Genomic DNA, 26,404 nt, shown 5'->3' on the forward strand with positions numbered 1-26,404 from the left:
ACGCACCGCTCTGAATACAAAACGACCCGACAAATGCCGGGCCGTTTTTGTTTCCTGGCTCGCTGAAAATCTCGACGAAAAACACCTGCAAATCAGGCGTGCTTTTCACTGAATTCGTTGAGCGGCACAGGCTGCGCGAGCGGATCGAAGTCGGCCCACCGCCCTTGTTGCCAGCGGCCGGTCGCGCGTTCGATCGCCGCGCCTCCCGCATCGCGCAGCACGCGTGCGGCGTCCAACTGGCTGTCCGGCGACACGTGTACGGCCACCAGCACGCCGGAATCACGGGTTTCTTCGTCGCTGGCTTCATGCGTGCGCATCATCGCGCCGACCAATGAACCGACATACGCACTTACCCCGGCCGCGATCAGCGACATGATAAGCGGCGCCGAAAACGCCGCGAAGATCCCGACGCCGACCACGGCGCCAACCGCTGCGCCAATCGTGATGCCCATCTCGGCACCCTTCGGCGCCTCCCTCGCGTTTGCGTCGGCGCTGATATCGCCGCCGGGTCGAAAACGTGCGTGCTGGCCGATCGGATTGACGAAAAACAGTGTGACGTCCTCCTCGACAAAACCGGCATTGAAGAGTCGTTGCGCCGCGTCTTCAGCGGCGGGGAAAGTCGTAAAGCGTGCTGCGACGATGAGTGACATGTGTCCTCCTTCCATCGTTGACTAGCGGTTGCAGACTATGCCGCCCCACCTTACCCGCGCCGAGACAGAGATGCATGCGGTGGCACGCGCCGGGACTATGCCGTGGTGCCGCGATCGGGTTCCATGCCGTCCACGCTGAACGGTCCGCTATGTAACATTACTCCTTTGCCGCCGTTCTGGTCGATCGCTTGCACTCATGGCGAACCCTTCATTGCGCCAGCGAGTTGCCGCGCCGTCGCGAGGTGAGGTTTGATGGTCGGCAACGCGTGCGTGCCTGCGGCCTTCAATTGCGCATCGTCGGCCTTGACGAAAGCCTGGGCCTGCGGCAGCAACCGGATCGTGTCGGCGTTCACCTCGCCGCCTGGTAGAACGTCTGCATCGAAGCCGTCGACGGCGAGCACCGCCACCTCCCGTTCAGACTGTTAGCCATGCGTTTACTGTTCATCACGCCACGTCGTCGCCAGAACGAGGATCATCCGTCGGGGTGGCGATAGCCATGCGGCGCTATCAGTCCCGCGAGCTGGAGTACTAGAATGAATTATCCGAATCAATCGGGAGAGAAATTGTGGAACTTCACATGGATTCCCATCATTTCACACACGGCCATCCTGACTGGCGGGCAGCCGTGCTGGCAGGCGTCATCGCGGGCGTTGTGTTCCTGGCGTTAGGGGTTGTCCTGATGGCACTGATGACGGGCGCAAGTCTGCTGGAGCCCCCGCGTATGGTCGCCGCGATCATGCTGGGACGAGGTGCATTGCAATCGCCGCAAGCATTCTCAATTGGCATCGTGCTCGCGGCCTTTGTGGCGCATTTTGCCCTTGCCATCGTATTCGCGCTTGTCCTCGGTCTGATCATGACGTCATTCAACCTTGACTCGAGCATGGGGATGGCTTCACTGGCGGGTGGCGCTTTCGCTGCAGCCGTTTATGTGATTAATTTCTACGGCATGACACAGTTTTTTCCGTGGTTCGCAGAAGCACGCAACGGGGCCAGCCTGTTCGCTCACATCGTCTTCGGTATCGTGGCGGCGAACATGTACATGAGACTGGAGCGCAACACATCCCGCGGGGTCAAGGCGGACGCGGGCGGCCCATCGTAGTCCGGTGCCGGGTTGATCGACCGGTCTCCGGAGCAGAAAAGGCTCGCCGCGCAACAACATGATGTACGCATACTTCAGGCGGTCGTACGGGCCTGGCTCTTTCGACGGCGAGGGAGGTGTGCCGAGCCGCGAGTGGCGCATCAAGCGCAACTGCTCCCTCACGCCGCGGCAGTCGCTCGCCGCGACCGTGTTCCTCATGGCGCTCGACCTCGCGATCGGCGTGGTAGTGGCATTCGCATTCGGCGCGTGGCTCACGCTGCTCTTCTCGATGCTTTGCGCCGTGGCCGTCGGCATCGCCTTTATCGTCTACTCCAGGCACGCGACGGACGGCGAGGTGCTGACGTTCGCGCCGCCGTTCGTGATCGTCGAAGTACACGAGCGCGGACGCCGCACGACGCATCGGATGAATGCTGCCCGCTTGGCCGTGTCTTTCGGCGACAGCGATGGCGCCGTCTACCTTTGCGACGGCTGGCAGCGTATTCCCGTCGGACGGCAACTGCCTGCCGCCGCCCGCGCGGAGTTCGTGCGTCAATTGCGCCGCTTTATCGTGGCCGACTGTTGATCTGCCGGCCGATGATCGCCCGGCATGTCTGATCGGCCGCACAGCGACACGCCGAGCGCCCCGACGATGCCGGTGCCGCACTCGATGCTCACGCCAATGATCGGCGCCACGATGGTGGCGCCGAGCGCGCCCATACAAAGATTGCCGCGCCCAGCAGCGGATAAAGCGCGTCGGGGTAGGCGATTGACTCAAACCCTCCCATCACCAAATGCAAACGGAAGGTCGTCATGCCCGCATCGAAGACTTACACGAAAGCGCAATGAGACGAGTTTGCCCGACGGCTCGATGCACTAACGGAAAAACCGCCATCGGAACAGCGCGTTACCGTGTGCGATGCAATGCCGAAGTTTCGCGCACATATCAATGCAGCTCGTGCAAAGGGGTAGTCGCTTGAGCGCCTGATCGATCAGGCGAAGGAAGCAGGTATGGATATATCGGCCAGTGCGCTTCGCTACGCGCTCCAGGATACGACGAAACGAAGAACGCAAACCCGGATCGCTAGGGAATAAAAAAACCCCGTAAGACATTGATCTTACGGGGTTTCTCGGAATACTTCGGTTTTTGCCGGACCATCTGATGGTGCCCAGGGCCGGAATCGAACCGGCACGCCTTGCGGCGGGGGATTTTGAGTCCCCTGCGTCTACCAATTTCACCACCTGGGCAGGTCCTGCAGCACACGTGCCAGAGTACGGCGCGCGGCGAAGACGCAGATTATGGCGGAAAATTCGACGGCGGGCAAGCCGCCTGCCTTCTTCACCCGTCCGGCTCTCATACCGTGCGTGAAAACCGTTCGAGCGACTGCTGGCCGAGATAGCGGTCGAACACCATGGCGATGTTACGCACGAGCATGCGTCCGGCCATCTGCACTTCGAGCTTGCTGCCGCTCACCGATACCAGCCCGTCCTGCTCGAAGCCACGTAAGCGTTCGAGTTCCGGCTCGAATGTATCGGCGAAGCGGATGCCGTACGCGGCCTCGAATTCATCGAAGCGCAGTTCCAGATTGCACATCAACTGCGTGATGACATCGCGACGCAGACGGTCGTCAGCGGTGAGGCGCACGCCGCGCGTGATCGCGAGCTTGCCTGCATCGATGGCCGCGGCATAGCCGGGCAGGTCTTTAACATTCTGCGCGTACACGTCGCCGACCTTGCCGATCGACGACGCGCCGAAGCCGATCAGGTCACATTCCGCGCGCGTGCTGTACCCCTGGAAATTACGATGCAACGTACGCTGCGCCTGTGCGCGCGCGAGTTCGTCGGTGGGCAGCGCGAAGTGATCCATACCGATGTAGACATAGCCCGCGCCCGTGAGCCGCTCGACCACCCGTTGCAGGATCGCGAGGCGCATGGCCGGCGAAGGCAACGTGGCCGCATCCATCTGCCGTTGCATCTTGAAGAGCTGCGGCATGTGCGCATAGGCGAACACCGAAAGGCGATCGGGCGCGAGCTCGATCATCGTGTCGAGCGTGCGGCTGAAGCTATCGACCGTTTGATGCGGCAGCCCGTAAATCAGATCGACGCCGATCGAGTGGAACCCCGTGTCGCGCGCGGCCTGCATCACCGAGGCCGTCATCTCGAGCGGCTGAATGCGATTGATCGCCTGCTGCACCACCGGATCAAAATCCTGTACCCCGAGACTGAGCCGGTTGAAGCCTAGCGTGCGCAAATGCGCAACGGTCTCGGGCGATGCCTCGCGCGGATCGACTTCGATCGAATATTCGCCTTCAGTATCGGGCACTAACGTGAAGTGTTCGCGTGCCGCTGCCATCAATTCCGCCATTTCATCGTGCGACAGGAACGTGGGCGTGCCACCGCCCCAATGCAGTTGCGAAACGGGGCGCCGCGTGTCGAAACATGCCGCCTGCAACGCCATTTCGCGCTTCAGGTGTGCGACGTAAGGACGCGCGTGCGCGCGGTTTTTCGTGGCGACCTTGTTGCAACCGCAATAGAAGCACACGGTGTCGCAAAAGGGGATGTGGAAGTACAGCGAGAGCTCGGTGGCCGAGGCGCCAGGGTCCGCGGCGGCACGTAAATAGTCGGCGGGATCGAACGCGTCGCGGAACTGCAAGGCGGTTGGATAGGACGTATACCGTGGACCGTTCGCGTTGTATCTGGCGAGCAGGTCGGGGCGGAATAGCGTGTTGGCGGTGGTCATGGGGCGCTCGGGTTTGACAGCCACCCTTGAAGAGGCACGAACCGGCGGCTTCTCGAGACCGGATCGAACAGCGCAAACGCCTCTTTAGCGTGGCCTTTCGTAGCCATCAAGTTTACGTGAGCGACCCTCCGCCCGATTGTGTAAAAAGGTCGCACGGGATGCGATGGCACAATGCGGGTCTGGCGTTGCGTTGCCCGCCGTATTGCCTGTTGTGTTGTCTGTTGTCGAGTTCAGGAAAAATGTCGTGAGTGATGTGCCGAACAGCGTGCTGAAGCGCGAATCCCCGTTCCAGGTGGCCGGTCATGCGTGCCGCCCCGATTGCGGCGCGTGCTGCATCGCGCCGTCGATTTCGAGCCCGATCCCGGGTATGCCGAATGGCAAACCGGCCGGCGTGCGCTGCGTGCAACTCGGCGACGATCTGCGCTGCGCGATCTTCGGACAGCCGGAGCGACCGGCGTGTTGTTCCGGTTTGCAGCCGCAGATGGACATGTGCGGCACGAGCCGCAGCGAAGCACTCGCGTGGCTCACCCAGCTGGAAACGCTGACGCAACCGCAACCGGCGGTGCGCCGATCGCCCGCATAACGATTCCGCCAGCTCATCGGCTCTGGCAAACAACCCAACGTAACCGCATGCTCGAGAAGGCTTCCACAGGAGATTTCGCATGACTCGACCCGCTGCGCCGACCCGGCGCCGCTTCCTGCTTGCAGCGCTGACAGGCACCACCGCGCTTGGCATCACCGTGTCGCTGGCGGCCTGCGCGACGCCGATCTTTCCGTTCATCCCCTCGCACTACACGTTCTCGCAGCAGCAGGTACAGGACGCGGTGCAGCGCAAATTCCCTTATCAACGCACGGTTTCGCAGGTGTTCGAGGTCGCGCTGACCAATCCGGTGGTCGGTTTCCTGCCGGACGCGAACCGCGTTTCGGTGAAGCTCGATGCACGCTTTGCGAGCCCGTTCATGCCGCAACCGGTCGACGGCGTTTTCACGCTGTCGAGCGAACTGGCCTACGACGCCGCCAGCAAATCGGTCGTGCTGAAGTCGCCGAACGTCGACAACGTCAGCGTGAGCGGGCAGGCGCAGGCCTACACGCAGCAGATCAATGCCGCAGCGGCCGCGCTCGCCACGCAGTTGCTGACTAACTATCCGATCTACACCTTCAAGCCCGAACAGTTGCAATTTGCCGGGGTGAATTACGAACCCGGTACAATCACCATCCTTACAAACGGCATACGCGTGCAAATCGTCGAGAAATGACGCTGCGCGCGGCCGTCGGGGCCGCGCGCGAACTGTGCCGACCCTGTTCGTTTCGACTATCTACAGCGATGAGGGTCACGGATGGACTGGCTAATGGCTTGCAAGGCGCTGATTCTGGGCGTCGTCGAAGGGTTGACGGAATTTTTGCCGGTGTCGAGCACCGGGCATTTGATCGTCGCGGGCAGCCTGCTCAATTTCACTGATGACCACGCGAAAACCTTCGATGTCGTGATCCAGCTTGGCGCAATTCTGGCCGTGTGCTGGGAGTTTCGCCGGCGTATCGGCAGCGTAGTGGCCGGCTTGCCCAGCCGGCCCGACGCCAGGCGCTTCACGCTGAACGTGATTATCGCGACGATTCCGGCGGTCGTGCTCGGCTTGCTATTCGAGAAGGCCATCAAGGCGGCGCTGTTTTCGCCGGTGCCGGTCGCGTTCGCGCTGGTGGTGGGCGGGGTGGTGATCCTGTGGGCCGAAGCGCGCCAGCGCGCGCAAGGCGCTGCGGCCACGCGCGTTCAACACGTCGACGATTTGAGCCCGCTGGATGCGTTGAAGGTCGGTCTCGCTCAATGTTTCGCGCTGATCCCGGGCATGTCGCGCTCGGGTTCGACGATCATCGGCGGGATGCTGTTTGGTCTCGAACGGCGTGTCGCCACCGAGTTCTCGTTCTTCCTCGCGATTCCGATCATCTTCGGCGCGACGGCTTACGAGCTTTATAAAGACTGGCATTTGCTGTCTGTCGACGCGCTTGGCAGTTTCGCGCTCGGCTTCCTGGCGGCCTTTGTCAGCGCCTTCGCCTGCGTGCGCTGGCTGCTGCGGTATATCTCCGCGCACGATTTCACCGTGTTCGCGTGGTACCGGATCGGTTTCGGGCTGCTGATTCTGCTGGTCGGCTATAGCGGCGCATTGAGCTGGGCGGACTGAGTCTTCGCGTGTCTTTCGAATCATGAAAAAAGGTCCGCGTTTGCGGACCTTTTTCTTATGGCGAGCGAGCTATAGCGTGCGGTTTACGCCGCGCCGCGCTTCCTGAACACCAGATCCCACACGCCATGCCCAAGCCGTAGCCCGCGACGTTCGAACTTCGTCACCGGACGATATTCGGGGCGCGGCGCGTAGCCGTCGGCGGTATTTTCCAGAGCGGGATCGGCGCCCAGGACTTCGAGCATCTGCTCGGCGTAGTTCTGCCAGTCAGTTGCGCAATGCAGATACGCGCCCGGCTTCAGACGCGAAACCAGCAATGCGACAAACTTCGGCTGAATCAGCCGGCGCTTATGGTGGCGCGCCTTGTGCCAAGGGTCGGGAAAGAAGATGTGGACGCCGTCGAGGCTGTCCGGTGCGATCATCTGTTCGAGCACTTCGACGGCGTCGTGCTGAATGATGCGGATATTCGACAGCGCCTGCTCGCCCATCAGCTTCAGCAGCGCGCCGACGCCCGGCTCATGCACTTCGACGCCGAGGAAGTCGTCGCCGGGACGGTGCGAGGCGATCTCCGCGGTGGTCGCGCCCATGCCGAAGCCGATTTCCAGCACACGCGGCGCTGCACGGCCGAACACGCTAGTCCAGTCGGGCTGCTGCGGGGTGAAGGGCATGACAAAACGCGGGCCGAGTTCGTCCATCGCGCGGCGCTGGCCGGTCGATACGCGACCCGCACGCGTGACAAAGCTGCGGATGCGGCGTCGATGCAAGGCTCCTTCCGGCGGGGCGTCGGTGCCGGCATCGGCTGGTTGGTCTTCAGTTTCGATGGAAGGCGTCGGGAGTTCGTCCGGCAGGCCGGCGTCGTTTGGATCGTGGATCATTGTCGATGCTGCTACAAGGGTGAGGGCTTGGCGGCTTGCATGGCGTCTTGCGAGGCGCCTGTTGCGCGTGCGCGGCACGGGCCGCGGTTGGCGGGCGCGGTTTGCTCGAATCGCCAGGCTAGCCGCTGCCACTACAAAAAAGCCGCCTTCAAGGGAGGCGGCTCGTGCTGGATTCTGCTGACGGCTCAGCAGGAAGGTGGAGCGGGCGTTGCAAGTGCGCGTAAGGTAGCACACCCGAAAAGGGTGCGTCCAGACGGTGGCCGCTTTGATGGGAGTCGAAACCGGCATCAAGATTACGTTTTCATAACCGTGATTGTGATTCGTATGATTTAATCGCGTTGTAAGCCATCCGTCGCAACGATTATCAAAACGAAAATCCACCATGGGCAAATACGCACACAATCATCGGCAGGCCAAAGCCGCCAAAACGGATTGGGTCGCTACCGATCCAACTGCGGTTCCGACTACCTCCCAGAATGCACTGCGCAAAGCCATGGCCATTGAAGGCGTGGCGCTCACGCAATTCAACGATTTACTGTGGCTCATGGCGCAGGAGTCGAGCGGCGTGGTGGACGTGCGCAATGGCAAATCGTCCGCGCGTGGGCTTTATCAGTTGCTGCGGCCTCAATATGAATTGAATCCGAATGGCGAAAAATCGTTCGGCAATGCGGTTGAAGAATGTCAGGGCGGGATTCGCTATATTCTCGGGCGGTATCACACGGCTGCATCAGCGCGGCTCGCATGGGAAGCAAACAACTGGTGTTGAGAATTGAACAAGTTTCTATTGTTGGGCTTCGTTTCGGCCATGTGCTGGATGGGCGTAGCGCAAGCCGCTGATGCCGGCGTGCCGCGCTTTGAAGATTTCGCGGTGAGCGACACCTTTGCGGGCAAAGCGGCGAAAGTGCGGCTCGTGTCCGCGGACGACAAGGAATACGCGACGCGTATCCGCGAAGCCAGCCGGCAGAAGCCGAACTTCGCCGGGCACTATGTGCTGGCAAGCTGGGGCTGCGGGGCGTCCTGCGTGTCCAGCGTGGCGATCGACTCGAAGACCGGACGCGTCACCTGGTTGCCCTTTACGGTGTGCTGCTGGGACGTGGATGTGAAGGAACCGCTCGAATTCCGGCGCGACAGCCGGCTGCTGGTAGTTCACGGCAGCAGGAATGAAGAGGGTGGCGGGACGTACTACTACGCGTTGGATAAAGACGATTTCAAGCTGGTCAAGGCTGTCGAGAAGGCTACGAAGAACTAGTGGCAATTGGCGCAATGGCGTGGTGGACATCGCTCGGTGTTCATCGCGCGTTTGTGCGCCTTTGCGACCTGCTGGATGACAGACGGGGAATGTGTAGCGGGCGGAAAATGCGGCAGATTCAGATCCTTCCGCGAAGCCGCCCGGTCAATTGCCAGGCTGGCTGAAAGAATCTGGAGCGGGCGATGGGAATCGAACCCACGGCTCTAGCTTGGGAAGCTAGGGTATTACCATTATACGACGCCCGCAGAGCCCGCTATTTTACAGGGGTTTCAGCGTTTTGGGGAGTCGGGATCGTGGTGGGTGGCGTGAAAAATGTGCGCATTTTGGAGTTTTCCCATGGCATCGCTGCGTCGCAGCGGAATTCGGGGTTGTTCGCGGACGTCACGCGAGGCCGTCAAGCGGCTCGTGCGACCGGGACAGCTGTGTGCGTATCATCGTCTGACCACGCGATCGTCGCCTATTAGGCAATGGCGTCGACTGGCATCCCGTTCCAAATATCAAGTCACGCACATTCGGGAATTGATCGTTTTCTGGCCATCGCCGAGCACTGGAGTGGGCGCGTGTTAGGCGGGGGCAATATTATCGGTAATCGAGCTTGGGTAAACAGTTAGCAGATCTGAAATGGTGTCGTCATTCATGGATCGGGTAATCTTGTTAACTATTTCTGCCAACTCTTCTGCTTTAATCTCCATTGCCTCATTCTTGATATGTCGCGAAAATTGATATATCGCTTCTACGTAAAATGTGAGAACGCTTGCGCATACGTATACCGAAAAAGACATCTTGTCTGAAAATACCGAGCGAATTGAAAGAGATCGAATATCGGTGTCGTCACTATTGGCAAGGAGAAGATTAAAGATATCTTCTCCAAGCGTATGTACGGAGTCTGACGCTGGCGTAAACAGGTCATGGTAGAAGTGTTCAAACCCTAGGGCTTGAAAGCGGCGCCGTGCATCTGGCCATGGATGAGCCTTTTCTACACCTGGAACGAGTTTCTCCGTTACATTAAGGTGGTGCAAGCGTGCTTTTGCAACTTCGACTCCCTCAATAGTCGGCCTTGCAGAAGTTCGTGAGGCCCCGCCTGACTTGGCGATGCAGTTTGTCGGCGGGTAAGAGAACTCCCAGAACGAATATCGATCTGATAAAGATTCTGGGAGTTTCGGAGTGGTCGCCAATGAGCACGCCTGATTTCTTTCGTAGCCGTCTGGACGCGATGATTGATCTGCTTCACCCGCTTGCCGTGTTGGCAACGAAGATGTCGTGGGCTTCAATCGAAACGACGCTTGCTCCCCTGTTCGAGCGACGCTCACGCGATGGGCGGGTGAGCGAAGCGGATGACCTGTTTGGCTCGAACTCGCTGGAACTTGCGGGTGGCGTCAGTGCGGCTGGACGTCCGCGCTTGCCTATGCGGCTGATGGTGGGTCTGCTGTACCTGAAGCACGCCTACAACGAAAGTGACGAAACGGTGTGCGAGCGCTGGGCGCAGGACGTGTACTTCCAGTTCTTCTGCGGCGAGGAGTATTTCCAGCCGCGCCTCCCGTGCGACCCGACCAACCTGGTGCGCTTTCGACAGGCGCTGGGCGAAGCCGGTGTCGAGGAGCTGCTTGCGGCGACGATCGCGGCTGCGGTGCAGATGAAGGCGGTGACGCCGGTTGAATTCGAGCGCGTGATCGTCGACACCACGGTGCAGGAGAAGGCGATTGCGTATCCGACCGACAGCCGTCTGCTTGAGGTGTCACGGGCCAGACTCGTGCAGCTGGCGCAGCGCGCCGGGTTGGCGTTGAAGCAAACCTACGAGCGCGAAGGCAAGCGGCTGCGGCGCCGCGCAGGCGGCTATGCCCATGCGAAGCAGTTCAAGCGCCTGCGTCGTGTACTCAAACGTCAGCGCACAGTCTTGGGACGGTTGCTGCGCGATATCGAACGCAAGCTGTCTGGAGCTTCGGACGAACGGCAGGCACAACTGCGTGTCTGGCTTGAGCGGGCCTGGCGCATTTGCCGCCAACGTCCAAAGGACAAGAACAAACTCTACGCACTGCATGCGCCTGAAGTTGAATGCATTGGGAAAGGAAAGGCGCGCCAGCCCTACGAGTTCGGCGTCAAGGTGAGCCTCGCGATCACGGAGAAACAAGGGTTGATCATCGGTGCGCGGTCGTTCCCCGGCAACCCCTATGACGGCCATACGCTGGCCGAGCAACTCGAACAGAGTTCCATTCTGTTGCAGGACCTGCCCGGTACACCGCAGCCGAAGACCGTATTGGTCGATCTCGGCTTTCGCGGCGTCGACCCGGAAGTATCATCAGTACACCTTATTCATCGCGGAAAACACAGGACACTGACCAGCACACAGCGCCGCTGGCTCAAGCGACGACAGGCGATTGAACCGATCATCGGCCATGTGAAGCACGACCACGGTATGCATCGTTGCTGGCTCAAAGGGCAAACCGGCGATGCGCTGCATGCCGTGCTGTGCGCCACGGGCTACAACCTGCGCTGGCTGTTGCGTGCGATTGTTCGCCTGGGTCTGGGGCCCATCTTTTTTATCCTCGCCTGGCTGCATTGGATCGTCAATGTGCCGTCGCATCCGCTGTTTGCGCACCGGAAACGCTTCCGGCCGCTCAACCTTCCCGCTCCGACAAAATGCCTCATCGGCGTCGTGCATCAAGCAAACTGAATTTTGCAGGGCCGACTCAATATTCTTAGCGCCTTGCAGATAGTTATGCCATTTCTTTGCCCGTTCACGAGCGCCGAAGAAATGTTGTTTTAAAAGCGACATCGCACGATCATTGGTCGGATCGTTGACGATGTAAATGAAGTTTATACTATGTTCGAGCGCTATTCTGGCGAGGGCTTCTGCTGCACTGAAGCGTCGTTCTTCCAGATTGGAGATCATGCTCTCGTTAATTTCGTCGATGGCCGATAGTAGAACGAGGAATTCGATTTGTTTCAAAGCAGAATTTTTTGAATAAAAATCGTTTTTTATTATATCTTCGTATATATCTCTTAGTGAGTTGTGTACTTCTTTGAGTTTTGATGTGTGATGGAAGTGCTTTGCGTGCTTCGCTTCATGCTCCGCAAGAAAAGCATCGTGAATGATTTTTGTGCTCGTGGTCATATCGGCTATTTAATTTTGATGATTTGTGAGGATAACTCGATCACGTACTGAGAGCGAGTTGATCGAGTGTAAAGGGAGCCGGCAGAAAACGTGACGTGAGAACGTGCGTGAATAGTGATTTCGATTAACGCGCCGGTGCTTGGGAAGCTAGAGTCTTACCGTTATACAACGCCCGCAGGACGGACCGTTTTCCTCGGGAAGGGGCAGTTAGCGCAAATCGCGCCGCCGCCCCTTGCCTGCAAGCCGAAAAGAACGCCCTTCAGATCACAAAGTAGGTCAGCTGAACAGCCGCACGCGTCACCACCATCAGCAGGACCTGCACGATCACGAACAGCAGGATCGGCGAAAGGTCGATGCCGCCGAGTTGCGGCACCACGCGGCGCAGCGGATTCAGGAACGGCGCGGTCAGCTGATACAGGATCGGCATGGCCGGCGAGCGCGGATTGAGCCACGACAGCAGCGCCATCAGGATCGTCATCCAGATGATCAGATTCAACGCCCACTTGATGACGGTCAGCACGGCGACGATCAGCAGCGTCGGCACGAGCGTGAGCGGATCGGCGCCCGTGAGCACCACCATCAGCACCACGTAAACAATTGCCGCGATCAGAGCCGCGACCAGACTCGCCCAGTCGATGTTGCGGGTGCTGTGCAGAATGTGCCGCAAAGGCAGCACGATCCAGTTGGTGGCTTGCAGCACGGCGTTCGTGACGGGGTTGTACGGCGGCATGCGCACGACCTGAAGCCATGCGCGCAGCAGCAACGCGGCGCCGAACAGCGTAAAGACGGTATTGAGCAGAAAACGGGCGATATCGCCAAACATCTCGTGTCCTTATCCTTCGGAAGGCGGCCGTCGATCGGCCGCAGGGTGCCGGCGCTGACCGATCGGTGCGCCGGCGGGTTCATTTGGATTGCCAGCGCCCTTCCCGGAGGAGGGCGCGTTACGCGTCACAAATGGGGACGCAGTGGTTCAATTTCCAGATGTTCGAATCAGGCCAACCGGCGAACCGCGTGCCGCACCCGGCCACGGGACATCACACAGAAACCTTGATTTCGCTAATCAGAATCGTACCGTTGCCGCCGTCGGTGTAATTCGGAATGTCGGCAACCAACTGCTCCGAGGCGGACTTGAAGACTTTGTAGAAGTCGTCCGCGCTATCGAACAGGAAGTGACCTGCGGCGACATACGGCGGCGGCGTTCCCGGCGGCCCGGCATTGATGCCGACATCGACCGACCAGCCTTTCAGCGACGGCCCGAACAGCCTGGCCGCGAGCGGCATATGCGTGACGCAGTAATAGTCCACGTCGAAGTGGCCGTTTTCCCGATACGGATAGAGGATGCTGACCTTGATCATTGTGCGTTCTCGTCTGTTGATCCTGAAGCGCGGCGCTGGCGGATTGCGCGCGGCGCCGGACGTCACATTATCACGCCTTACTTGACGCTTGCACCTGCTGCGGCCTGATTCAGCGACCGGTTGAGCGATTCTTCCACCACCTCGGCAATCGCCTCGATCGCGACCGGCGGTTTGGCGCGGCGTTCGGCCAATCCGACCGCGCGCCGCGACAGCAAACCATACAGTGCGGCATGGTCGCCGCCGAGGCCTTCCAGTAACGCCAACTGCTTCTCTACGACGCCTGTATCGCCGCGCGAAACGGGGCCGGCGAGCGCGCCAGGCAGCCCTTTGTCGCGGGCGGTTTCGATCGTGCCGGAGAGCATCGGCAGCAGTGCGCGCAGCGCGTCGTCTTCGGCAAAGCCCAGCGTGCGCCATAGTGCGACGCATTCAGCGAGGCTGCACAGCGCGAAGCTCGCGGCGTAATGCGCCGCGGCGTGGTACAGCATGCGTCCGCCCGCCGGAATCGACAGCGGATGGCAATGCAGCGCGACCGCCAGTGCCGTCAGCGCCTCCTTGAGCGCGCCGTCGGCCTCGATCGTCACCGAGCAGCCGGCGATCCGGTCGATGTCTGCGAGATCGCCGCCAAAGAGGTACAGTGGGTGAAAGCCGCCGATCGCAGCGCCTTGGTCGCGCGCCGGCGCTAGCAATTCCACCGGCGAGGCGCCGCTGCAATGCACGAGCGCTTTGCCGTGTGGGCCGCCTGCCGCGTCCGCCACGAACCGCAGTGTGTGCGCTGTCGTACCGATGCTGTCGTCGGGAACGGCTAAAAAGACGATGTCTGCGGCGTCGACGACCTGTTGTGGATCGTCGAATGCCGCGCAATATTCGATTTGACTGGCGAGCCGGCTGGCCGAGGCTGCCGTGCGGCTCGCCACCGCCGTGACGGGATAACCGGCGCGCGAAAAGCTCAGCGCGAGACAGCGCGCGAGCCGACCCGCACCGATAAAGCCGAGGCGCGGCAGAGAGGGCTGGGACATGGTTGCCTGCTCCAGACGGAATGCTTGAACGGGAAACCAGAAGTATCGCGCATCCGTCCTGCGGTGGCGCGTCCCGGTGCCGGCATTCCTCTGATCAGTGCGCGCGCGATATGGCGCCTCCGGTCAGTCATCCGGCGTCGCGCGCCCCGCGGGTCCGAAAACTGCTCACAATTTCTTTTCCTGAGCCGGTTTTGCAGTTGCTGTTCTGGGTTTTTCGTCTCGCAGTCAGATTCGGGAGGTAACGATGAATATTTTTTCTTACCGAAAGCACTTGCGGTTCTTGACGCACTCGCAGCGCCGTCGCTGGTGGGACCAGAAGAAGCGCTTGACGCCACGCGTACGCATCAGCGGCTCGTACGTCCCGCCCAACGTCTCCAGAGAATTCGCCTACGTGAAGGTAGGCTGAAAATACCGTTTGCTCATGGGTAAGAAATGCCTGGCGCGATTGCGCCGGGCATTTTTCATTTCGGCCGTCAGGATTGAAGCTAATTTGTAATCAAAGATTACCGGCAAGTGAGCGCCTGAAGCCGCAAGAGCCGCAAAGCAGGGGATCCGCACCCGCGCGGCCGCTCGCAAACCCTGAGTTCTCAGTCCATTCTCAGTCCATTACGCAGCGCGTCCGGGCCGCGCCGCGCCGACGCGAATTCCGACCTATTGCCGCCAATTGCAATTTGCAACAAATGCGAACATCTACGCGCGGTCTTTTTCGATACATTGATTTCATAGCATGCAAGGCATGCGATGTCGGCGACCTTAGTGGGCCGCGCCAGGAGAATAAAAGTGAAAAAGATCGTTCCGTTTGTCGTTGCCGCCGCACTCGGCATGGGGTTCGCGGCTGCTGCAGAGGCGCACGTTTCCGTCGGTATCGGTATTGGCATTCCGATCGCGCCGGCGTACCCGGTTTATGCCGCGCCGCCGCCGGTCTATTACGCGCCGCCGCCTCCGCCGGTGGTGTACGCGCCGGGCTATTACGCACCGCCGGCAGTCGTGGTGGGTGGGTATTACGGTGGCTATGGCCGTCCTTATTATCACCATGGCTACTACCGCGGTTACTACGGCCACGGCTACTATCGCCGCTGATCGCAAGAAGCGCGCGGATGTATTGATGGCGTAACGCCGGCTTGATCGCCGGGTTACGCCTTTTGTGTTTCTACAGCGGCATACCAAAGCACTGTCGAAGCTGGGAGAATGGCTGTTTCGCCACCGCTCCTGGAGAGTTTCGCCGATGCAAGCGCTTCCCGCTCCCACTTTCGACGACGTACTCGACGCCGCTGCGCGTCTTGAAGGCGTCGCCCACCGTACCCCCGTCCTCACCTCAAGCACGTTCAATGAGCGCACGGGCGCGTCAGTGTTCTTCAAGTGTGAAAATTTTCAGCGTATGGGCGCCTTCAAGTTTCGCGGTGCGTACAACGCGATTTCGCATTTCGACGCGGAGCAACGCAAAGCGGGTGTGCTGACGTATTCGTCGGGTAATCATGCGCAAGCAATCGCACTGTCGGCGCGCCTCGCCGGCATTCACGCGACGATCATCATGCCGCACGACGCACCCGCCGCCAAAGTCGCGGCGACCAAGGGCTATGGCGGCGAAGTAATCAGCTACGACCGCTACACCGAGAATCGCGAGGAGATCGGCCGGCGGCTTGCGGAAGAGCGTGGCATGACGCTGATTCCGCCGTACGACCATCCACACGTGATTGCGGGGCAGGGCACGGCAGTGAAGGAGTTGATCGAAGAAACCGGCCCGCTCGACATGCTGTTCGTTTGCCTCGGCGGCGGTGGGCTGATCGGCGGCAGCGCATTGTCGGCGGCGGCATTGAGCCCGGCGTGCACGGTGATTGGCGTGGAGCCGGAAGCGGGCAACGACGGCCAGCAATCGCTTGCTCGCGGCGAGATCGTGCACATCGATGCGCCGCGCACGATCGCTGATGGCGCTGCCTCCACGCATCTCGGCGACTACACGTTCGCGATCATTCAGAAGCTGGTCGCCCAGATCGAAACGGTTAGCGACGCGCAGTTGATCGACACCCTGCGTTTTTTCGCACAGCGCATGAAGATCGTCGTCGAGCCGACGGGTTGCCTCGCCGCGGCTGCCGTGCTCAACGGCATCGTGCCGGTGAAGGGCAAGCGCGTGGGCGTAGTGGTGAGCGGCGGCAACGTCGATCTGGAAAAGCTGGCGCAGTATCTCGCCTGACAGGTTCGACGAAGCGCTGCGCACGTTGAAATCGATGGAAAACGGCTCGCTCAGGCGGGCCGTTTTTTCTAGCTCGCGACCTGTGCGGTCTGCACGATCAGATCGCGATATCCGTTCACGATCACGCTATACGAGAAGTACGCGAACAGCAGCGCCGACAACACATGGCACGCGCGCAGCAAACCGGTGCCGGCGCGTTTGCGCCCGTGGCTGCCGAGTCCACAGATAAAGATCGTCCAGCACAATCCGCCGAGGAAAAAGCCGCCGAGGAATACGGGGGCAGTCGTCACACTGGTGGCGCCGGCTTTCGCAATCAACGCGCCACCGACTGCGGCGAACCACAGAATCGCCGAAGGCGACGACATGGCCAGCAACACACCGCGCGCGAAACCGCGCCATGCGGAAAGATGCGGCGCTTTGGCATCCGCTTCTCCGGCAACCGCGGGTGCCGATGCGGGGAACATTGCTTCACGCGCCATCTTCCACGTGAGAAACAGCAGGATTGCCGCGCCGCCGATCCACACGACCCAGCGCACCGATTCGAATTGCAGCAGCGCCGCCATTCCCGCGAGCGCGAGCGCCGCATAAACCAGATCGCCGAAACAGGAACCGAGGCCCAGCCAGAAGCCCGGTTTGAAGCCGTGCGAGAGCGTCAGCGAAATCATCGCGACGTTGACGAGACCGATATCCAGGCACAAGGACAACGACAGAAAAAAGCCATCCGACATCATTGAAAAGGCATGCATCCGCGCAACTGCTCCATCAGTTTTGTTATTCAGACTTGTTCGAGCGCGAGCGACCCGGCTGATGACCGGATCGCTTCGATGCCGACAGAATCCTAAAAATTCAATGGTGTGATTCGAGGCCTGTTTTTACAGTCCCAACTCATTCCACAAGGTGTCGATGCGCTGTTTGACCGCGCCGTCCATCTCGATCGGGCGGCCCCATTCGCGATCGGTTTCGCCGGGCCATTTATTGGTCGCGTCGAGTCCCATTTTCGATCCGAGGCCGGCTACCGGCGAGGCGAAATCCAGATAGTCGATCGGCGTGCGATCGACCAGCACGGTGTCGCGCACCGGATCGATACGCGTGGTGATCGCCCAGATCACTTCTTTCCAGTCGCGGATATTCACGTCCTCGTCGACCACGACGATGAACTTCGTATACATGAATTGCCGCAGGAAGCTCCACACGCCGAACATCACGCGTTTGGCGTGACCGGGGTAGCTCTTCTTCATCTGCACGATCGCCATCCGGTAGCTGCATCCCTCGGGCGGCAGATAGAAATCGGTGATTTCGGTGAACTGCTTCTGCAACAGCGGCACGAACACCTCGTTGAGCGCGACGCCGAGCACGGCGGGCTCATCGGGCGGTTTGCCGGTGTAGGTGGAGTGATAGATCGCGTCGCGCCGCATCGTGATGCGCTCGACCGTGAAGACGGGAAACCACTCCTGCTCGTTGTAGTAGCCGGTGTGGTCGCCGTAGGGACCTTCCAGCGCGTGTTCGTAAGCGGCCGATGCACCCTTCGCCGGGCGCGGCGGCGCACCTGCGGGGGCGGGCGGGGGCGTGCCTTCCTGCGGATAGATGAAGCCTTCCAGAACGATCTCGGCGCGCGCGGGCACCTGCAAACCGTCGACGCCCGGCGTGATGCACTTCGCGAGTTCAGTGCGGCCGCCGCGCAGCAGCCCGGCGAACTGGTATTCCGAGAGCGTGTCGGGCACCGGCGTGACCGCCCCGAGGATGGTGGCTGGATCGGCGCCCAGCACCACCGCCACCGGATACGGCTTGCCCGGATTCTGCAGCGCGAATTCGCGGAAATCCAGTGCGCCGCCGCGATGCGCGAGCCATCGCATGATCAGTTTGTTACGTCCGATCAGTTGCTGGCGATAGATGCCTAAATTTTGTCGGCTCTTGTTCGGGCCTTTTGTGACGGTCAGGCCCCACGTGATCAGCGGTCCTGCGTCGCCCGGCCAGCAGGTCTGAATCGGGAGCTTTCCGAGGTCGACGTCGTTGCCCTCCCAGACGATTTCCTGGCAGGGCGGCGCGCTCACCGTTTTGGGCGCCATGTCCCAAACCGCCTTTGCGAGCGAGAACAGTTTTCCGGCGTCCTTGAGCCCCTTCGGCGGTTCCGGTTCCTTCAAGGCTGAAAGCAGACGGCCGACGTCGCGCAGCGACTCCAGCGCCGCGCTATCGCCCGCGCCTGCTTCTGCGTCGATACCCATGCCAAGCGCAACGCGGCGCGGCGTGCCGAACAGGTTGCCGAGGACCGGAAATGCGTGCTGCTGCCGGCTCTCGAACAGTATCGCCGGACCGCCCGCGCGCAGGACGCGGTCGCACAGCTCGGTCATTTCCAGGACGGGCGAGACGTTTTGCGAGATGCGGCGCAGTTCACCGATCGTTTCGAGACGGCCGACAAAGTCGCGCAGGTCTTTGTATTTCATCTGGTGCGGAAGAGAGCCGCGCAAGCGGCAAAAAAGGAAGGCACCGTAAGACTGCGCGGCGCCAGAACGATTGTCGATTTTACCTGTGTCGGCTGACGCACGTAGATTGGCCAAACGACCTACATCCGAAGGAGTAATTGAGATAGCTCAAGAGGCGCGCGCCGCGCGGTTTTGCACCGACTGAACACTGTTCATTATTACAATTAGTTATACATTTGCCTATCTATAGTGTTGACGATCTATAAAACCCTGCATAGAATCCGTCCACATTGGTTGCAGGGCGTGAACCTTTTTACCACTGCCCCCGGTCCCTTTTGACGCAACGCGTCACCGTTTACCGACCCCCTGCACGGTATCTGACGGCCTTACTGAAGTCCTCGCCAGCGCCATCTGACGCTGGTTTTTCGCGTGGGAGCTACCGCCTGCGTGCTTTTTTGGCATGCCGCGGGCCATCTTTTCAAGATGGCTCCCCACAAACGGTATTTACCGTTTTCCCGACGTCGCTGCTGCCCTAACCAGACAGAGCGCGCGATGTCTTGACTCTGCGAACGTGTGTTACCGCCTGTTCAACTGGCGGAGTTCGCGGATCATGCAACATGGGAGATCTGAATGAACGCCTGGTTATCGTGGCGTCCCGATGAACGTATTGCGCAAGTTGTGCGTGGTGCGTTGCGTCGCGGGACGCGAATGAGTCATCACCTGTTCAGCATCGTCGGCGGTATCGCTGTCGTGCTGGCACTCACGTTGTGGCTGATGCCGGCCCTGCGCGGCACCCTCGCCGCCAAGCTGATGCCGGTCATTTCCGCCGCTGTGCAAGCCGGTCCCGCCCGTCTGCTGCAGGGCCACCCGCTGCCGGCTTTCGGGCCGCCTGGCGCGTCCTCTGACGACTCGCTGGCCGCAAATCCGACCAGTAGCGACACCGCTAGCGGCGCGAACAATGGCGTCACTGCCAGCAACACCAGCTACGACGGCGCCTTCGACAGCACGAGCACGACCGGTATGGGCGTGGCTGCGCTGAACGGCCTCGACCCGCGCACCATGCAGAGCGTCTCCGCGCTGGCGCGGCTGATTCCGGCGCAGCGCGTCTCGGCCGACGCGCGCGACGATCGCGTGCTGGTCTCGACCCGCGAGCAGGATCTGGTTTCGTCGTACTTGGCGCGGCGTTATCGCGTCGCCCAGGAGCCCGTTGGCGAGCTCGTGAAGGCAGCGTTCGACACCGGCCGCGAAGTCGGTCTCGACCCGCTTCTCCTGCTCTCCGTGATGGCAATCGAATCGGGCTTCAACCCGTACGCCGAGAGCGGCGTGGGCGCGCAAGGCCTGATGCAGGTGATGTCCAAGGTTCACTCGGACAAATTCCAGTATTTTGGCGGCCAGAGCGCAGCGCTCGAACCGGTTGCGAACATCAAGGTGGGTGCGCTGGTGCTGAAGGATTGCATCGTTCGCGGCGGTTCGCTGCCAGGCGGCCTGCGTCTCTACGTCGGCTCGACCTCGCCGGACGACGGCGGCTACGGCGCCAAGGTCATGGCCGAGCGTGGCCGTCTGCGCGATGTGGCGCGTGGCCGCAAGGTGCCGATCAATGCACCGCAGGCGCCGGTTCTGACGGCGTCGAATACGGCTACGCCTGCTGCAACATCGGCGAACGGTAAGCGCGTGCAGATGACGCTGGATGCCGGCCATCCGTTGAGCGCGGCAGCGCCGGTTAAGACGCCGGTGTCCGAGCAGGACGACGCCAGTTCCAATGCGCCCAAGCACGTGGCATCGGCTGCGGAGTTGGGCGCCTGAGATTCAGGTAACGCGGTTCTCGTCTGACATGAGAGCGGCTGGTATAAAAAAGGACACCCTCATTGGTGTCCTTTTTTCTTTTGCGGCTTGCATTTGCGGCGGCGCGTGCGGTTGTGACGCATGAGCCGGGCATAGCAACCTGCCTTGACGGGTTCTTTGATGGCTCGCCAAGCCGCAATGCTTAATCCCTCCGTTCGATCAGTGCCGTCCGAAGAGCTTCGCCAGTCGCTCGACCGCTTCTCCCAGCTTCGGCAGGGCGGTTGCGTACGACAACCGGATGTAGTCCTTCGGCGCGTGCGTGCCGAAGTCCATGCCTGGCACCAACACCACACCCGCATCGTGCAGCATCGCTTTGGTGAGCGCCGCGCTGTCTCCGGCCGCCTGATGCGCGACCGTGCGGCAATCGGCGTACACATAGAACGCGCCGTCAGGCATCACCGGCACCGAGAAACCCAGCGATTCGAGCGCTGGCGCAATGAAGTCGCGGCGGCGCTTGAATTCGAGGCGGCGCGCTTCGTAGATTGCGATCGTTTCCGGTTCGAAGCAGGCGAGCGCCGCGTGCTGCGCGAGCGCCGACGCGCAGATAAACAGGTTCTGCGCCAGTTTTTCGAAGGCGCCGACCATGCCGGGCGGCACCACCAGCCAACCCAAACGCCAGCCGGTCATGTTGAAGTACTTGGAGAAGCTGTTGACGGTGATGACATCGTCACCGAACGAGAGCGCCGAGACCGGCTTGGCGTCGTAGCTCAGGCCCTGGTAGATCTCGTCGACGATCGTAAAGCCGCCACGCGCCCGCACAGTCTTGACGATGCGTTCGAGCTCAGCCGGTTCGATCGACGTCCCGGTCGGGTTCGACGGCGACGCCAGCAGCACGCCACGGGTGCGCTCGTTCCATAGGCGCTCGACGTCGGCGGCGGTCAGCTGGAAGCGTTCGGCCGGCCCGCTTGGCACCATCACCGGTTTGCCTTCGGCCGCAATCACGAAGTGGCGGTTGCACGGGTAACACGGGTCGGGCATCAGCACTTCATCGTCGCGATCGACCAGCGCCGCGCAAGCCAGCAGCAGCGCGGCAGAAGCGCCGGCGGTGACCACGATCCGCGCCGGATCGACGCTGACGCCGTAGACCTCGGCGTAATGCGCCGAGATCGCCTCGCGCAGCGCGTGCAGGCCGAGCGCATTGGTGTATTGCGTGACGCCGCGGCGCAGGGCGTTCGCGGCTGCTTCGATGACCGGCTCGGGCGCGGTGAAATCGGGTTCGCCGATTCCCATGTGGATGATGTCGCGCCCGTCGCGCTCGAGTTGCGCGGCTTCCTTGGCCAGTTCCATCACGTAGAAAGGCTGGATGGCGTCGACGCGGGCAGCAAGCCGCACCAAGGGTTCGGTCACGGAGTTCATACGATCAATCCAGTTCAGAAGCAAAAGCGGGACAGCGCCTCGCGCACAGGTTCATGCGCGTGGGCGGCGTCCTTGCAAGCGCCCGCCAGTGCGGGGCTGCATTGTGCGGCTTTGGGCTCAACCGGCCAGAGGATGATCCGGCGGCCGGCAAATCCGCGTTAGCGCAAGGCGCATGACAGGTCACGCACCCTGACGCTCAATGCTTGCGAGCCGCCTGCGTTTCAGCAGCGCGCAGTTGCGCGGACAGCTTGTCCAGCACGCCATTCACGTACTTGTAGCCGTCGGCCCCACCAAATGTCTTGGCGAGTTCGACCGCTTCGTTGATGACCACGCGATAGGGAATATCGACGTGATTCTTCAACTCGAACGCGGCAACCAGCAGCACGGCGCGTTCGACAGGTGAAAGCTGCTCGATCGGACGGTCGAGACACGGTGCGATATCCGCGGAGAGTGTTTCCGAATCGCGGATCACGCCGTGCAGGATGGCGTCCAGATGTTCGTGGTCGGCCTTGTCGAAGCCTTGCGCGCCGCGCAGCTGCGCGTCGATTTCACCGCCGGGCGAGCCCGACAGCAGCCACTGATAAAGCCCCTGCGTGGCCAGTTCGCGGGAGCGTCGGCGTGCGCTCTTCATGCCTCTTCCTCTTCTTCGTCTTCTTCTTCGTCGTCACCGCCGAGTTGTTCGAGTGCGACGGCGAGATTTGCCATTTCGACGGCCACGCGCGCTGCGTCACGACCCTTCTCGGTCATGCGCGCGACGGCTTGCTCGTCGGTTTCCGTGGTCAGCACGGCGTTCGCGACCGGAATGCCGAAGTCGAGACCGATACGCGTGATGCCCGCACCGCTTTCGTTCGACACCAGCTCGAAGTGGTACGTCTCGCCGCGAATCACCGCGCCCAGTGCGATCAGTGCGTCGAATTGCGCGCTTTCGGCGAGCTTTTGCAGCGCCAGCGGGATTTCCAGTGCGCCCGGTACGGTGACCAGCAGCACGTCTTCGCCGGTCACGCCGAGGCGTTCGAGTTCTTCAATGCATGAATCCGCGAGGCCGTTGCAGACGGGTTCGTTAAAACGCGCCTGCACGATGCCGATACGCAGTCCGTCGCCGTCGAGATTCGGTTGGTATTGTCCGATTTCCATGTGAATTCCGTAGTGTTTTGGGTTGGCGCTTAAGCGCGTGAATGGTCGGATCAGCCTTGTTGCGGAGCCTGTGCGGCGCTGCCCGGCATCGGTACGAAGCCGGTGACTTCGAGGCCGTAGCCCGACATGCTGCCCAGCTTGCGCGGGTTCGACAGCACCTGCATCTTGCCGACACCGAGTTCGCGAAGAATCTGCGCGCCGATGCCGTACGTTTTGAAGTCAACGGGCCGGCGTTTGAGCGCCTCGGCCTTTTCTTTCGAGTCGAACGCTTTGAAGACGTCGACCAGGTGGTCCTTCGAATCGCCGCAGTTCAGCAGCACGATCACGCCGAGATCGCGCTGGGCGATCTCTTTCATGGCCGCGTCAAGCGTCCATGAGTGAGTCGACTTGCCGACTTCGAGCAGATCCAGCATTGACAGCGGCTCGTGCACCCGCACCGGCGTGTCGTGCTCCGGGTTCGGCGTACCGCGAACCAGCGCGATATGCGGCTGGCCGCTCGGCTGGTCGAGATACATTACCGCGCGAAACGCGCCGTGCGCGGTTTGCATGGTGCGCTCGCAAATGCGCTCGACGATCGATTCGGTGCGGCTGCGGTAGTGAATCAGATCCGCGATCGTGCCGATCTTCAGATCGTGCTCTTTGGCGAATTCCATCAGGTCCGGCAGGCGGGCCATCGTGCCGTCGTCCTTGATGACTTCGCAGATCACCGCGGCCGGCGTGAGGCCTGCCAGCGCGGTGAAGTCGCAGCCGGCCTCGGTATGGCCGGCCCGCACCAGCACGCCGCCGGGCTGCGCCATGATGGGGAACACGTGTCCCGGCTGCACGATGTGCTCGGCCTTGGTGTCCGGCGCGACCGCAACGGCGATCGTGCGGGCACGGTCGGCCGCCGAGATGCCCGTGGTCACGCCTTCGGCCGCTTCGATACTCACCGTGAACGCCGTGCCGTACTGCGTGCCGTTGCGATAGGTCATGAGCGGCAGGTTCAGCTGCTTGCAGCGTTCCTGCGTGAGCGTCAGACAGATCAGGCCGCGGCCGTAGCGGGCCATGAAGTTGATCGCTTCCGGTGTAACGAATTCGGCGGCGATTACAAGGTCGCCCTCGTTTTCGCGGTCTTCTTCGTCGACGAGGATCACCATCCGGCCTGCTTTCAGTTCGGCAATGATCTCTTGGGTGGAGGCGAGCGTCATGGTGGCGGAGAGTTTTTCGGGAAAGCGCGTATTTTACGCCACGCGCGCCGCCAAGTCGCTTCCGCCGAATGGTATAGGCCGTTTGGCCGACTGGTGTTGCGCCGCCCGGCGACGGTATGCTTGATCAAACGTTGGACGCATGAACCGGTTGAAAGCGGCAGGGTGCCGCTGCCAGCCCATGCGCGGCGGGCTTTGCTGCAGGTTATTTCGGCGTGTTCAGCATCCGTTCCACATACCGCGCAATCAGATCGATCTCCAGATTGACCGGCGAACCCTCGCGCAAATTCTTTAGCGATGTCACTTCGACCGTGTGCGGAATCAGGTTGATCGAAAACTCGCAGCCATCGTCGCGATCTTTAACCGAGTTGACCGTCAGGCTCACGCCGTTGACCGTGATAGAACCTTTGTAGGCCAGATAGCGGCCGATCTCACGCGGCGCCAGCACGCGCAGTTCGTGCGATTCGCCTACGGGCGCGAAATGCGTGACCGTGCCGAGGCCGTCCACGTGGCCGGAGACGATATGCCCGCCGAGCCGGTCATGCGCGCGCAGCGCCTTCTCGAGATTGACCTCGCCGGTCTCGCCCAGGCCCGCCGTGCAGTTCAGGCTTTCGCGCGACACGTCGACTTCGAACGAATGCGCGGTTTTTGCCACGACCGTCATGCAGGCGCCCTGGATCGTGATGCTGTCGCCGAGCTGGACGTCTTCGAGATCGAGGCCGCCGGCTTCGACGTTCAGGCGTACGCCCGCGTCGCCATCCGTACCGAGGGGGTTGACTGATTCGATGCGGCCCACCGCCGCGACGATTCCTGTAAACATCGTGTTAATCCTTGATTAATTCGAAGTTGGTTGGGGGGCGGGCTCGGTCCCGGCTTCGGGTGCCGGATGCGGCACGGAATGGGGCACAAAGCGCGCGAGAATCCGCAGATCGTCGCCGATCCGATCCACCGCGTGAAAATTCAGGTGCTGGCGGGCCTCGAGCGTTTCCGGCGCGCTCAGATTGAACATGCTCATCGAGTCCATACCGAGCAGGCTAGGCGCGAGATAAACCAGCAGCTCATCGACGCAGCCTTCGCGCAGCAGCGAGCCATTCAGCTTGTAACCTGCCTCGACGTGCAGTTCGTTCACATGACGCTCGCCGAGCACTTTCAGCATGGCGGGCAGGTCGACTTTGCCCGCCGCGTTCGCCAGTTGCACGATTTCCGCGCCGCGATCGCGCAGCGCGCTGGCGCGTTCGGCGTGACGCTCATCGAGATTGCCGCAGAAGATCAGTGTGGGTGCACCGGCCAGAATCAGGGCTTCGGGCGGCACGTCGAGCTGGTTGTCGATCAGCACGCGTTGCGGCTGGCGCGGCGTGTCGACGGCACGCACGGTCATGCGCGGATTGTCTTCCCGGACGGTGCCGATACCCGTCAGGATGGCCGACGCGCGGGCGCGCCACGCGTGACCGTCGGCGCGCGCCGCTTCGCCGGTAATCCATTGACTGACGCCCGAAGGCAAGCCGGTGCGGCCGTCCAGCGAGGCCGCCACTTTCATGCGTACCCATGGGCGGCCCCGCGTCATGCGCGACACGAAGCCGATGTTCAGTTCGTGCGCTTCGTTGGCGAGCAGCCCGCAACGCACCTCTATGCCGGCGTCGCGCAGCATCTTGAGACCACGCCCCGAGACTTGCGGATTGGGGTCTTCCATTGCCGCGACCACACGCTCGACCTGCGCTTCGATCAGCGCATTCGCACACGGCGGCGTGCGGCCGAAGTGGCTGCACGGCTCGAGCGTCACGTAGGCCGTGGCGCCGCGCAGATCATGGCCGCGCGAACGTGCGTCCTTCAACGCGCGCACTTCGGCATGATCCTGGCCGGCCGGTTGCGTGAAGCCTTCGCCGATCACCTCGCCGTTCTTGACGAGCACGCAACCGACGCGCGGATTCGGGTCGGTCGTATACATGCCGCGTTTGGCCAGCGCGAGCGCGCGCTCCATATGGACGAAGTCGGTTTGCGAAAACATCGGTATCCGGTCGGTACGGTGGCTAGGCA

The 26,404-nt window shown here is 61.4% G+C and carries 27 protein-coding genes, 2 tRNA genes and 2 pseudogenes; 11 read left to right on the forward strand and 20 right to left on the reverse strand.

Annotated features, from left to right (window positions below; all coding sequences use genetic code 11):
* Window positions 1-92: 92 nt before the first annotated feature.
* Together KHO23_RS30690 and KHO23_RS35275 are read right to left on the reverse strand one after the other, a co-directional pair.
* Window positions 93-650 carry a hypothetical protein gene (locus KHO23_RS30690; RefSeq protein WP_211616209.1) on the reverse strand — a complete coding sequence of 186 codons (558 nt, stop codon included), beginning with the start codon at window positions 648-650 and terminating at the stop codon, window positions 93-95.
* Window positions 651-844: 194 nt separating this feature from the next.
* Window positions 845-1,039, reverse strand: a pseudogene (locus KHO23_RS35275) (hypothetical protein); the annotation flags it as partial.
* Between the two features lie 188 nt (window positions 1,040-1,227).
* Here KHO23_RS35275 and KHO23_RS30705 point away from each other — a divergent pair.
* Together KHO23_RS30705 and KHO23_RS30710 are read left to right on the forward strand one after the other, a co-directional pair.
* On the forward strand, window positions 1,228-1,749 hold the full coding sequence (locus KHO23_RS30705; protein WP_211616211.1) for a hypothetical protein: 522 nt from the start codon (window positions 1,228-1,230) through the stop codon (window positions 1,747-1,749).
* A 58-nt stretch (window positions 1,750-1,807) separates the two neighbouring features.
* Window positions 1,808-2,311 carry a DUF2244 domain-containing protein gene (locus tag KHO23_RS30710; RefSeq protein WP_211616213.1) on the forward strand — a complete coding sequence of 168 codons (504 nt, stop codon included), beginning with the start codon at window positions 1,808-1,810 and terminating at the stop codon, window positions 2,309-2,311.
* Here KHO23_RS30710 and KHO23_RS30715 read toward each other — a convergent pair.
* The 3 genes from KHO23_RS30715 to hemN all read right to left on the reverse strand — a co-directional run bounded on the left by KHO23_RS30715 (window position 2,278) and on the right by hemN (window position 4,465).
* Window positions 2,278-2,445 carry a hypothetical protein gene (locus KHO23_RS30715; protein ID WP_211616215.1) on the reverse strand — a complete coding sequence of 56 codons (168 nt, stop codon included), beginning with the start codon at window positions 2,443-2,445 and terminating at the stop codon, window positions 2,278-2,280. The genes KHO23_RS30710 and KHO23_RS30715 overlap by 34 nt on opposite strands.
* A gap of 443 nt (window positions 2,446-2,888) precedes the next feature.
* A tRNA-Leu gene (locus tag KHO23_RS30720) sits at window positions 2,889-2,973 on the reverse strand.
* A gap of 106 nt (window positions 2,974-3,079) precedes the next feature.
* On the reverse strand, window positions 3,080-4,465 hold the full coding sequence (gene hemN / locus KHO23_RS30725; RefSeq protein WP_211616217.1) for an oxygen-independent coproporphyrinogen III oxidase: 1,386 nt from the start codon (window positions 4,463-4,465) through the stop codon (window positions 3,080-3,082).
* Window positions 4,466-4,709: 244 nt separating this feature from the next.
* Here hemN and KHO23_RS30730 point away from each other — a divergent pair, with 244 nt between their 5' ends.
* From KHO23_RS30730 to KHO23_RS30740, 3 genes are all read left to right on the forward strand, one after another.
* Window positions 4,710-5,048 carry a YkgJ family cysteine cluster protein gene (locus KHO23_RS30730; RefSeq protein WP_211616218.1) on the forward strand — a complete coding sequence of 113 codons (339 nt, stop codon included), beginning with the start codon at window positions 4,710-4,712 and terminating at the stop codon, window positions 5,046-5,048.
* A 79-nt stretch (window positions 5,049-5,127) separates the two neighbouring features.
* Entirely contained in the window at window positions 5,128-5,721 is a 594-nt protein-coding gene (locus KHO23_RS30735; RefSeq protein WP_211616220.1) for a DUF1439 domain-containing protein, read from the forward strand.
* An 81-nt stretch (window positions 5,722-5,802) separates the two neighbouring features.
* Window positions 5,803-6,639 carry an undecaprenyl-diphosphate phosphatase gene (locus KHO23_RS30740; RefSeq protein WP_211616222.1) on the forward strand — a complete coding sequence of 279 codons (837 nt, stop codon included), beginning with the start codon at window positions 5,803-5,805 and terminating at the stop codon, window positions 6,637-6,639.
* 83 nt (window positions 6,640-6,722) lie between these two features.
* On the opposite strand, the gene trmB is transcribed toward KHO23_RS30740, so the two are convergent.
* Window positions 6,723-7,511: a tRNA (guanosine(46)-N7)-methyltransferase TrmB gene (trmB, locus tag KHO23_RS30745; protein ID WP_211616224.1), complete on the reverse strand. Its 789-nt coding sequence runs from the start codon at window positions 7,509-7,511 to the stop codon at window positions 6,723-6,725.
* A gap of 382 nt (window positions 7,512-7,893) precedes the next feature.
* Here trmB and KHO23_RS30750 point away from each other — a divergent pair, with 382 nt between their 5' ends.
* The gene (locus KHO23_RS30750) at window positions 7,894-8,277 is read left to right on the forward strand and encodes an aggregation-promoting factor C-terminal-like domain-containing protein (protein ID WP_211616226.1); all 384 of its coding nucleotides are present in this window, start codon (window positions 7,894-7,896) and stop codon (window positions 8,275-8,277) included.
* A gap of 3 nt (window positions 8,278-8,280) precedes the next feature.
* Window positions 8,281-8,760, forward strand: a complete 480-nt coding sequence (locus KHO23_RS30755) for a hypothetical protein (RefSeq protein ID WP_211616228.1) — start codon at window positions 8,281-8,283, stop codon at window positions 8,758-8,760.
* Between the two features lie 171 nt (window positions 8,761-8,931).
* On the opposite strand, the gene KHO23_RS30760 is transcribed toward KHO23_RS30755, so the two are convergent.
* Window positions 8,932-9,005: transfer RNA gene (locus KHO23_RS30760), tRNA-Gly, on the reverse strand.
* A gap of 318 nt (window positions 9,006-9,323) precedes the next feature.
* A complete protein-coding gene (locus KHO23_RS30765; RefSeq protein ID WP_211616280.1) occupies window positions 9,324-9,935 on the reverse strand; it encodes a hypothetical protein in 612 nt (203 codons plus the stop codon).
* On the opposite strand from KHO23_RS30765, the gene KHO23_RS30770 reads away from it, so the two are divergent.
* Window positions 9,935-11,431, forward strand: coding sequence for an IS5 family transposase (locus tag KHO23_RS30770; protein WP_236067058.1), 1,497 nt, complete (start codon window positions 9,935-9,937; stop codon window positions 11,429-11,431). The two genes, KHO23_RS30765 and KHO23_RS30770, sit on opposite strands and share 1 nt — an antisense overlap.
* A gap of 24 nt (window positions 11,432-11,455) precedes the next feature.
* Here KHO23_RS30770 and KHO23_RS35720 read toward each other — a convergent pair.
* The 4 genes and pseudogenes from KHO23_RS35720 to KHO23_RS30785 form a co-directional block, all read right to left on the reverse strand.
* Window positions 11,456-11,872: pseudogene (locus KHO23_RS35720) on the reverse strand (DUF5677 domain-containing protein); the annotation flags it as partial.
* Window positions 11,873-12,131: 259 nt separating this feature from the next.
* Window positions 12,132-12,695, reverse strand: a complete 564-nt coding sequence (locus KHO23_RS30775) for a YggT family protein (RefSeq protein WP_093638987.1) — start codon at window positions 12,693-12,695, stop codon at window positions 12,132-12,134.
* A 211-nt stretch (window positions 12,696-12,906) separates the two neighbouring features.
* A complete protein-coding gene (locus KHO23_RS30780) occupies window positions 12,907-13,227 on the reverse strand; it encodes an EthD family reductase (protein ID WP_211616230.1) in 321 nt (106 codons plus the stop codon).
* Window positions 13,228-13,304: 77 nt separating this feature from the next.
* Entirely contained in the window at window positions 13,305-14,243 is a 939-nt protein-coding gene (locus tag KHO23_RS30785; RefSeq protein WP_211616232.1) for a Rossmann-like and DUF2520 domain-containing protein, read from the reverse strand.
* Window positions 14,244-15,023: 780 nt separating this feature from the next.
* Here KHO23_RS30785 and KHO23_RS30790 point away from each other — a divergent pair.
* Both KHO23_RS30790 and KHO23_RS30795 read left to right on the forward strand, forming a co-directional pair.
* Entirely contained in the window at window positions 15,024-15,323 is a 300-nt protein-coding gene (locus KHO23_RS30790) for a hypothetical protein (protein WP_211616234.1), read from the forward strand.
* A gap of 145 nt (window positions 15,324-15,468) precedes the next feature.
* Complete coding sequence (locus tag KHO23_RS30795; RefSeq protein WP_211616236.1) at window positions 15,469-16,434, forward strand: threo-3-hydroxy-L-aspartate ammonia-lyase; 966 nt, start codon at window positions 15,469-15,471, stop codon at window positions 16,432-16,434.
* 68 nt (window positions 16,435-16,502) lie between these two features.
* On the opposite strand, the gene KHO23_RS30800 is transcribed toward KHO23_RS30795, so the two are convergent.
* Window positions 16,503-17,180: a LysE family translocator gene (locus KHO23_RS30800; protein ID WP_211616238.1), complete on the reverse strand. Its 678-nt coding sequence runs from the start codon at window positions 17,178-17,180 to the stop codon at window positions 16,503-16,505.
* Between the two features lie 126 nt (window positions 17,181-17,306).
* Window positions 17,307-18,875, reverse strand: coding sequence for a UbiD family decarboxylase (locus KHO23_RS30805; RefSeq protein ID WP_211616240.1), 1,569 nt, complete (start codon window positions 18,873-18,875; stop codon window positions 17,307-17,309).
* Between the two features lie 609 nt (window positions 18,876-19,484).
* On the opposite strand from KHO23_RS30805, the gene KHO23_RS30810 reads away from it, so the two are divergent.
* On the forward strand, window positions 19,485-20,657 hold the full coding sequence (locus KHO23_RS30810) for a lytic transglycosylase domain-containing protein (protein ID WP_211616242.1): 1,173 nt from the start codon (window positions 19,485-19,487) through the stop codon (window positions 20,655-20,657).
* A 198-nt stretch (window positions 20,658-20,855) separates the two neighbouring features.
* On the opposite strand, the gene KHO23_RS30815 is transcribed toward KHO23_RS30810, so the two are convergent.
* The 6 genes from KHO23_RS30815 to ribD all read right to left on the reverse strand — a co-directional run bounded on the left by KHO23_RS30815 (window position 20,856) and on the right by ribD (window position 26,375).
* Entirely contained in the window at window positions 20,856-22,052 is a 1,197-nt protein-coding gene (locus KHO23_RS30815; protein ID WP_211616244.1) for a pyridoxal phosphate-dependent aminotransferase, read from the reverse strand.
* Between the two features lie 196 nt (window positions 22,053-22,248).
* Complete coding sequence (gene nusB / locus KHO23_RS30820; protein ID WP_211616246.1) at window positions 22,249-22,683, reverse strand: transcription antitermination factor NusB; 435 nt, start codon at window positions 22,681-22,683, stop codon at window positions 22,249-22,251.
* Window positions 22,680-23,186: a 6,7-dimethyl-8-ribityllumazine synthase gene (gene ribH, locus KHO23_RS30825; RefSeq protein WP_115098789.1), complete on the reverse strand. Its 507-nt coding sequence runs from the start codon at window positions 23,184-23,186 to the stop codon at window positions 22,680-22,682. The genes nusB and ribH overlap by 4 nt, the downstream gene beginning before the upstream one ends.
* A gap of 50 nt (window positions 23,187-23,236) precedes the next feature.
* Window positions 23,237-24,373 (reverse strand): bifunctional 3,4-dihydroxy-2-butanone-4-phosphate synthase/GTP cyclohydrolase II, encoded by a 1,137-nt coding sequence (ribBA, locus tag KHO23_RS30830; RefSeq protein WP_211616248.1) that lies wholly within the window; start codon window positions 24,371-24,373, stop codon window positions 23,237-23,239.
* Window positions 24,374-24,575: 202 nt separating this feature from the next.
* Window positions 24,576-25,190 (reverse strand): riboflavin synthase, encoded by a 615-nt coding sequence (locus tag KHO23_RS30835; protein WP_211616250.1) that lies wholly within the window; start codon window positions 25,188-25,190, stop codon window positions 24,576-24,578.
* A gap of 15 nt (window positions 25,191-25,205) precedes the next feature.
* Window positions 25,206-26,375, reverse strand: a complete 1,170-nt coding sequence (ribD, locus tag KHO23_RS30840) for a bifunctional diaminohydroxyphosphoribosylaminopyrimidine deaminase/5-amino-6-(5-phosphoribosylamino)uracil reductase RibD (RefSeq protein ID WP_211616252.1) — start codon at window positions 26,373-26,375, stop codon at window positions 25,206-25,208.
* Window positions 26,376-26,404: the final 29 nt, after the last annotated feature.

The organism is Paraburkholderia haematera (genome assembly GCF_905220975.1).
GTDB classification, from domain to species: Bacteria; Pseudomonadota; Gammaproteobacteria; order Burkholderiales; family Burkholderiaceae; genus Paraburkholderia; species Paraburkholderia haematera.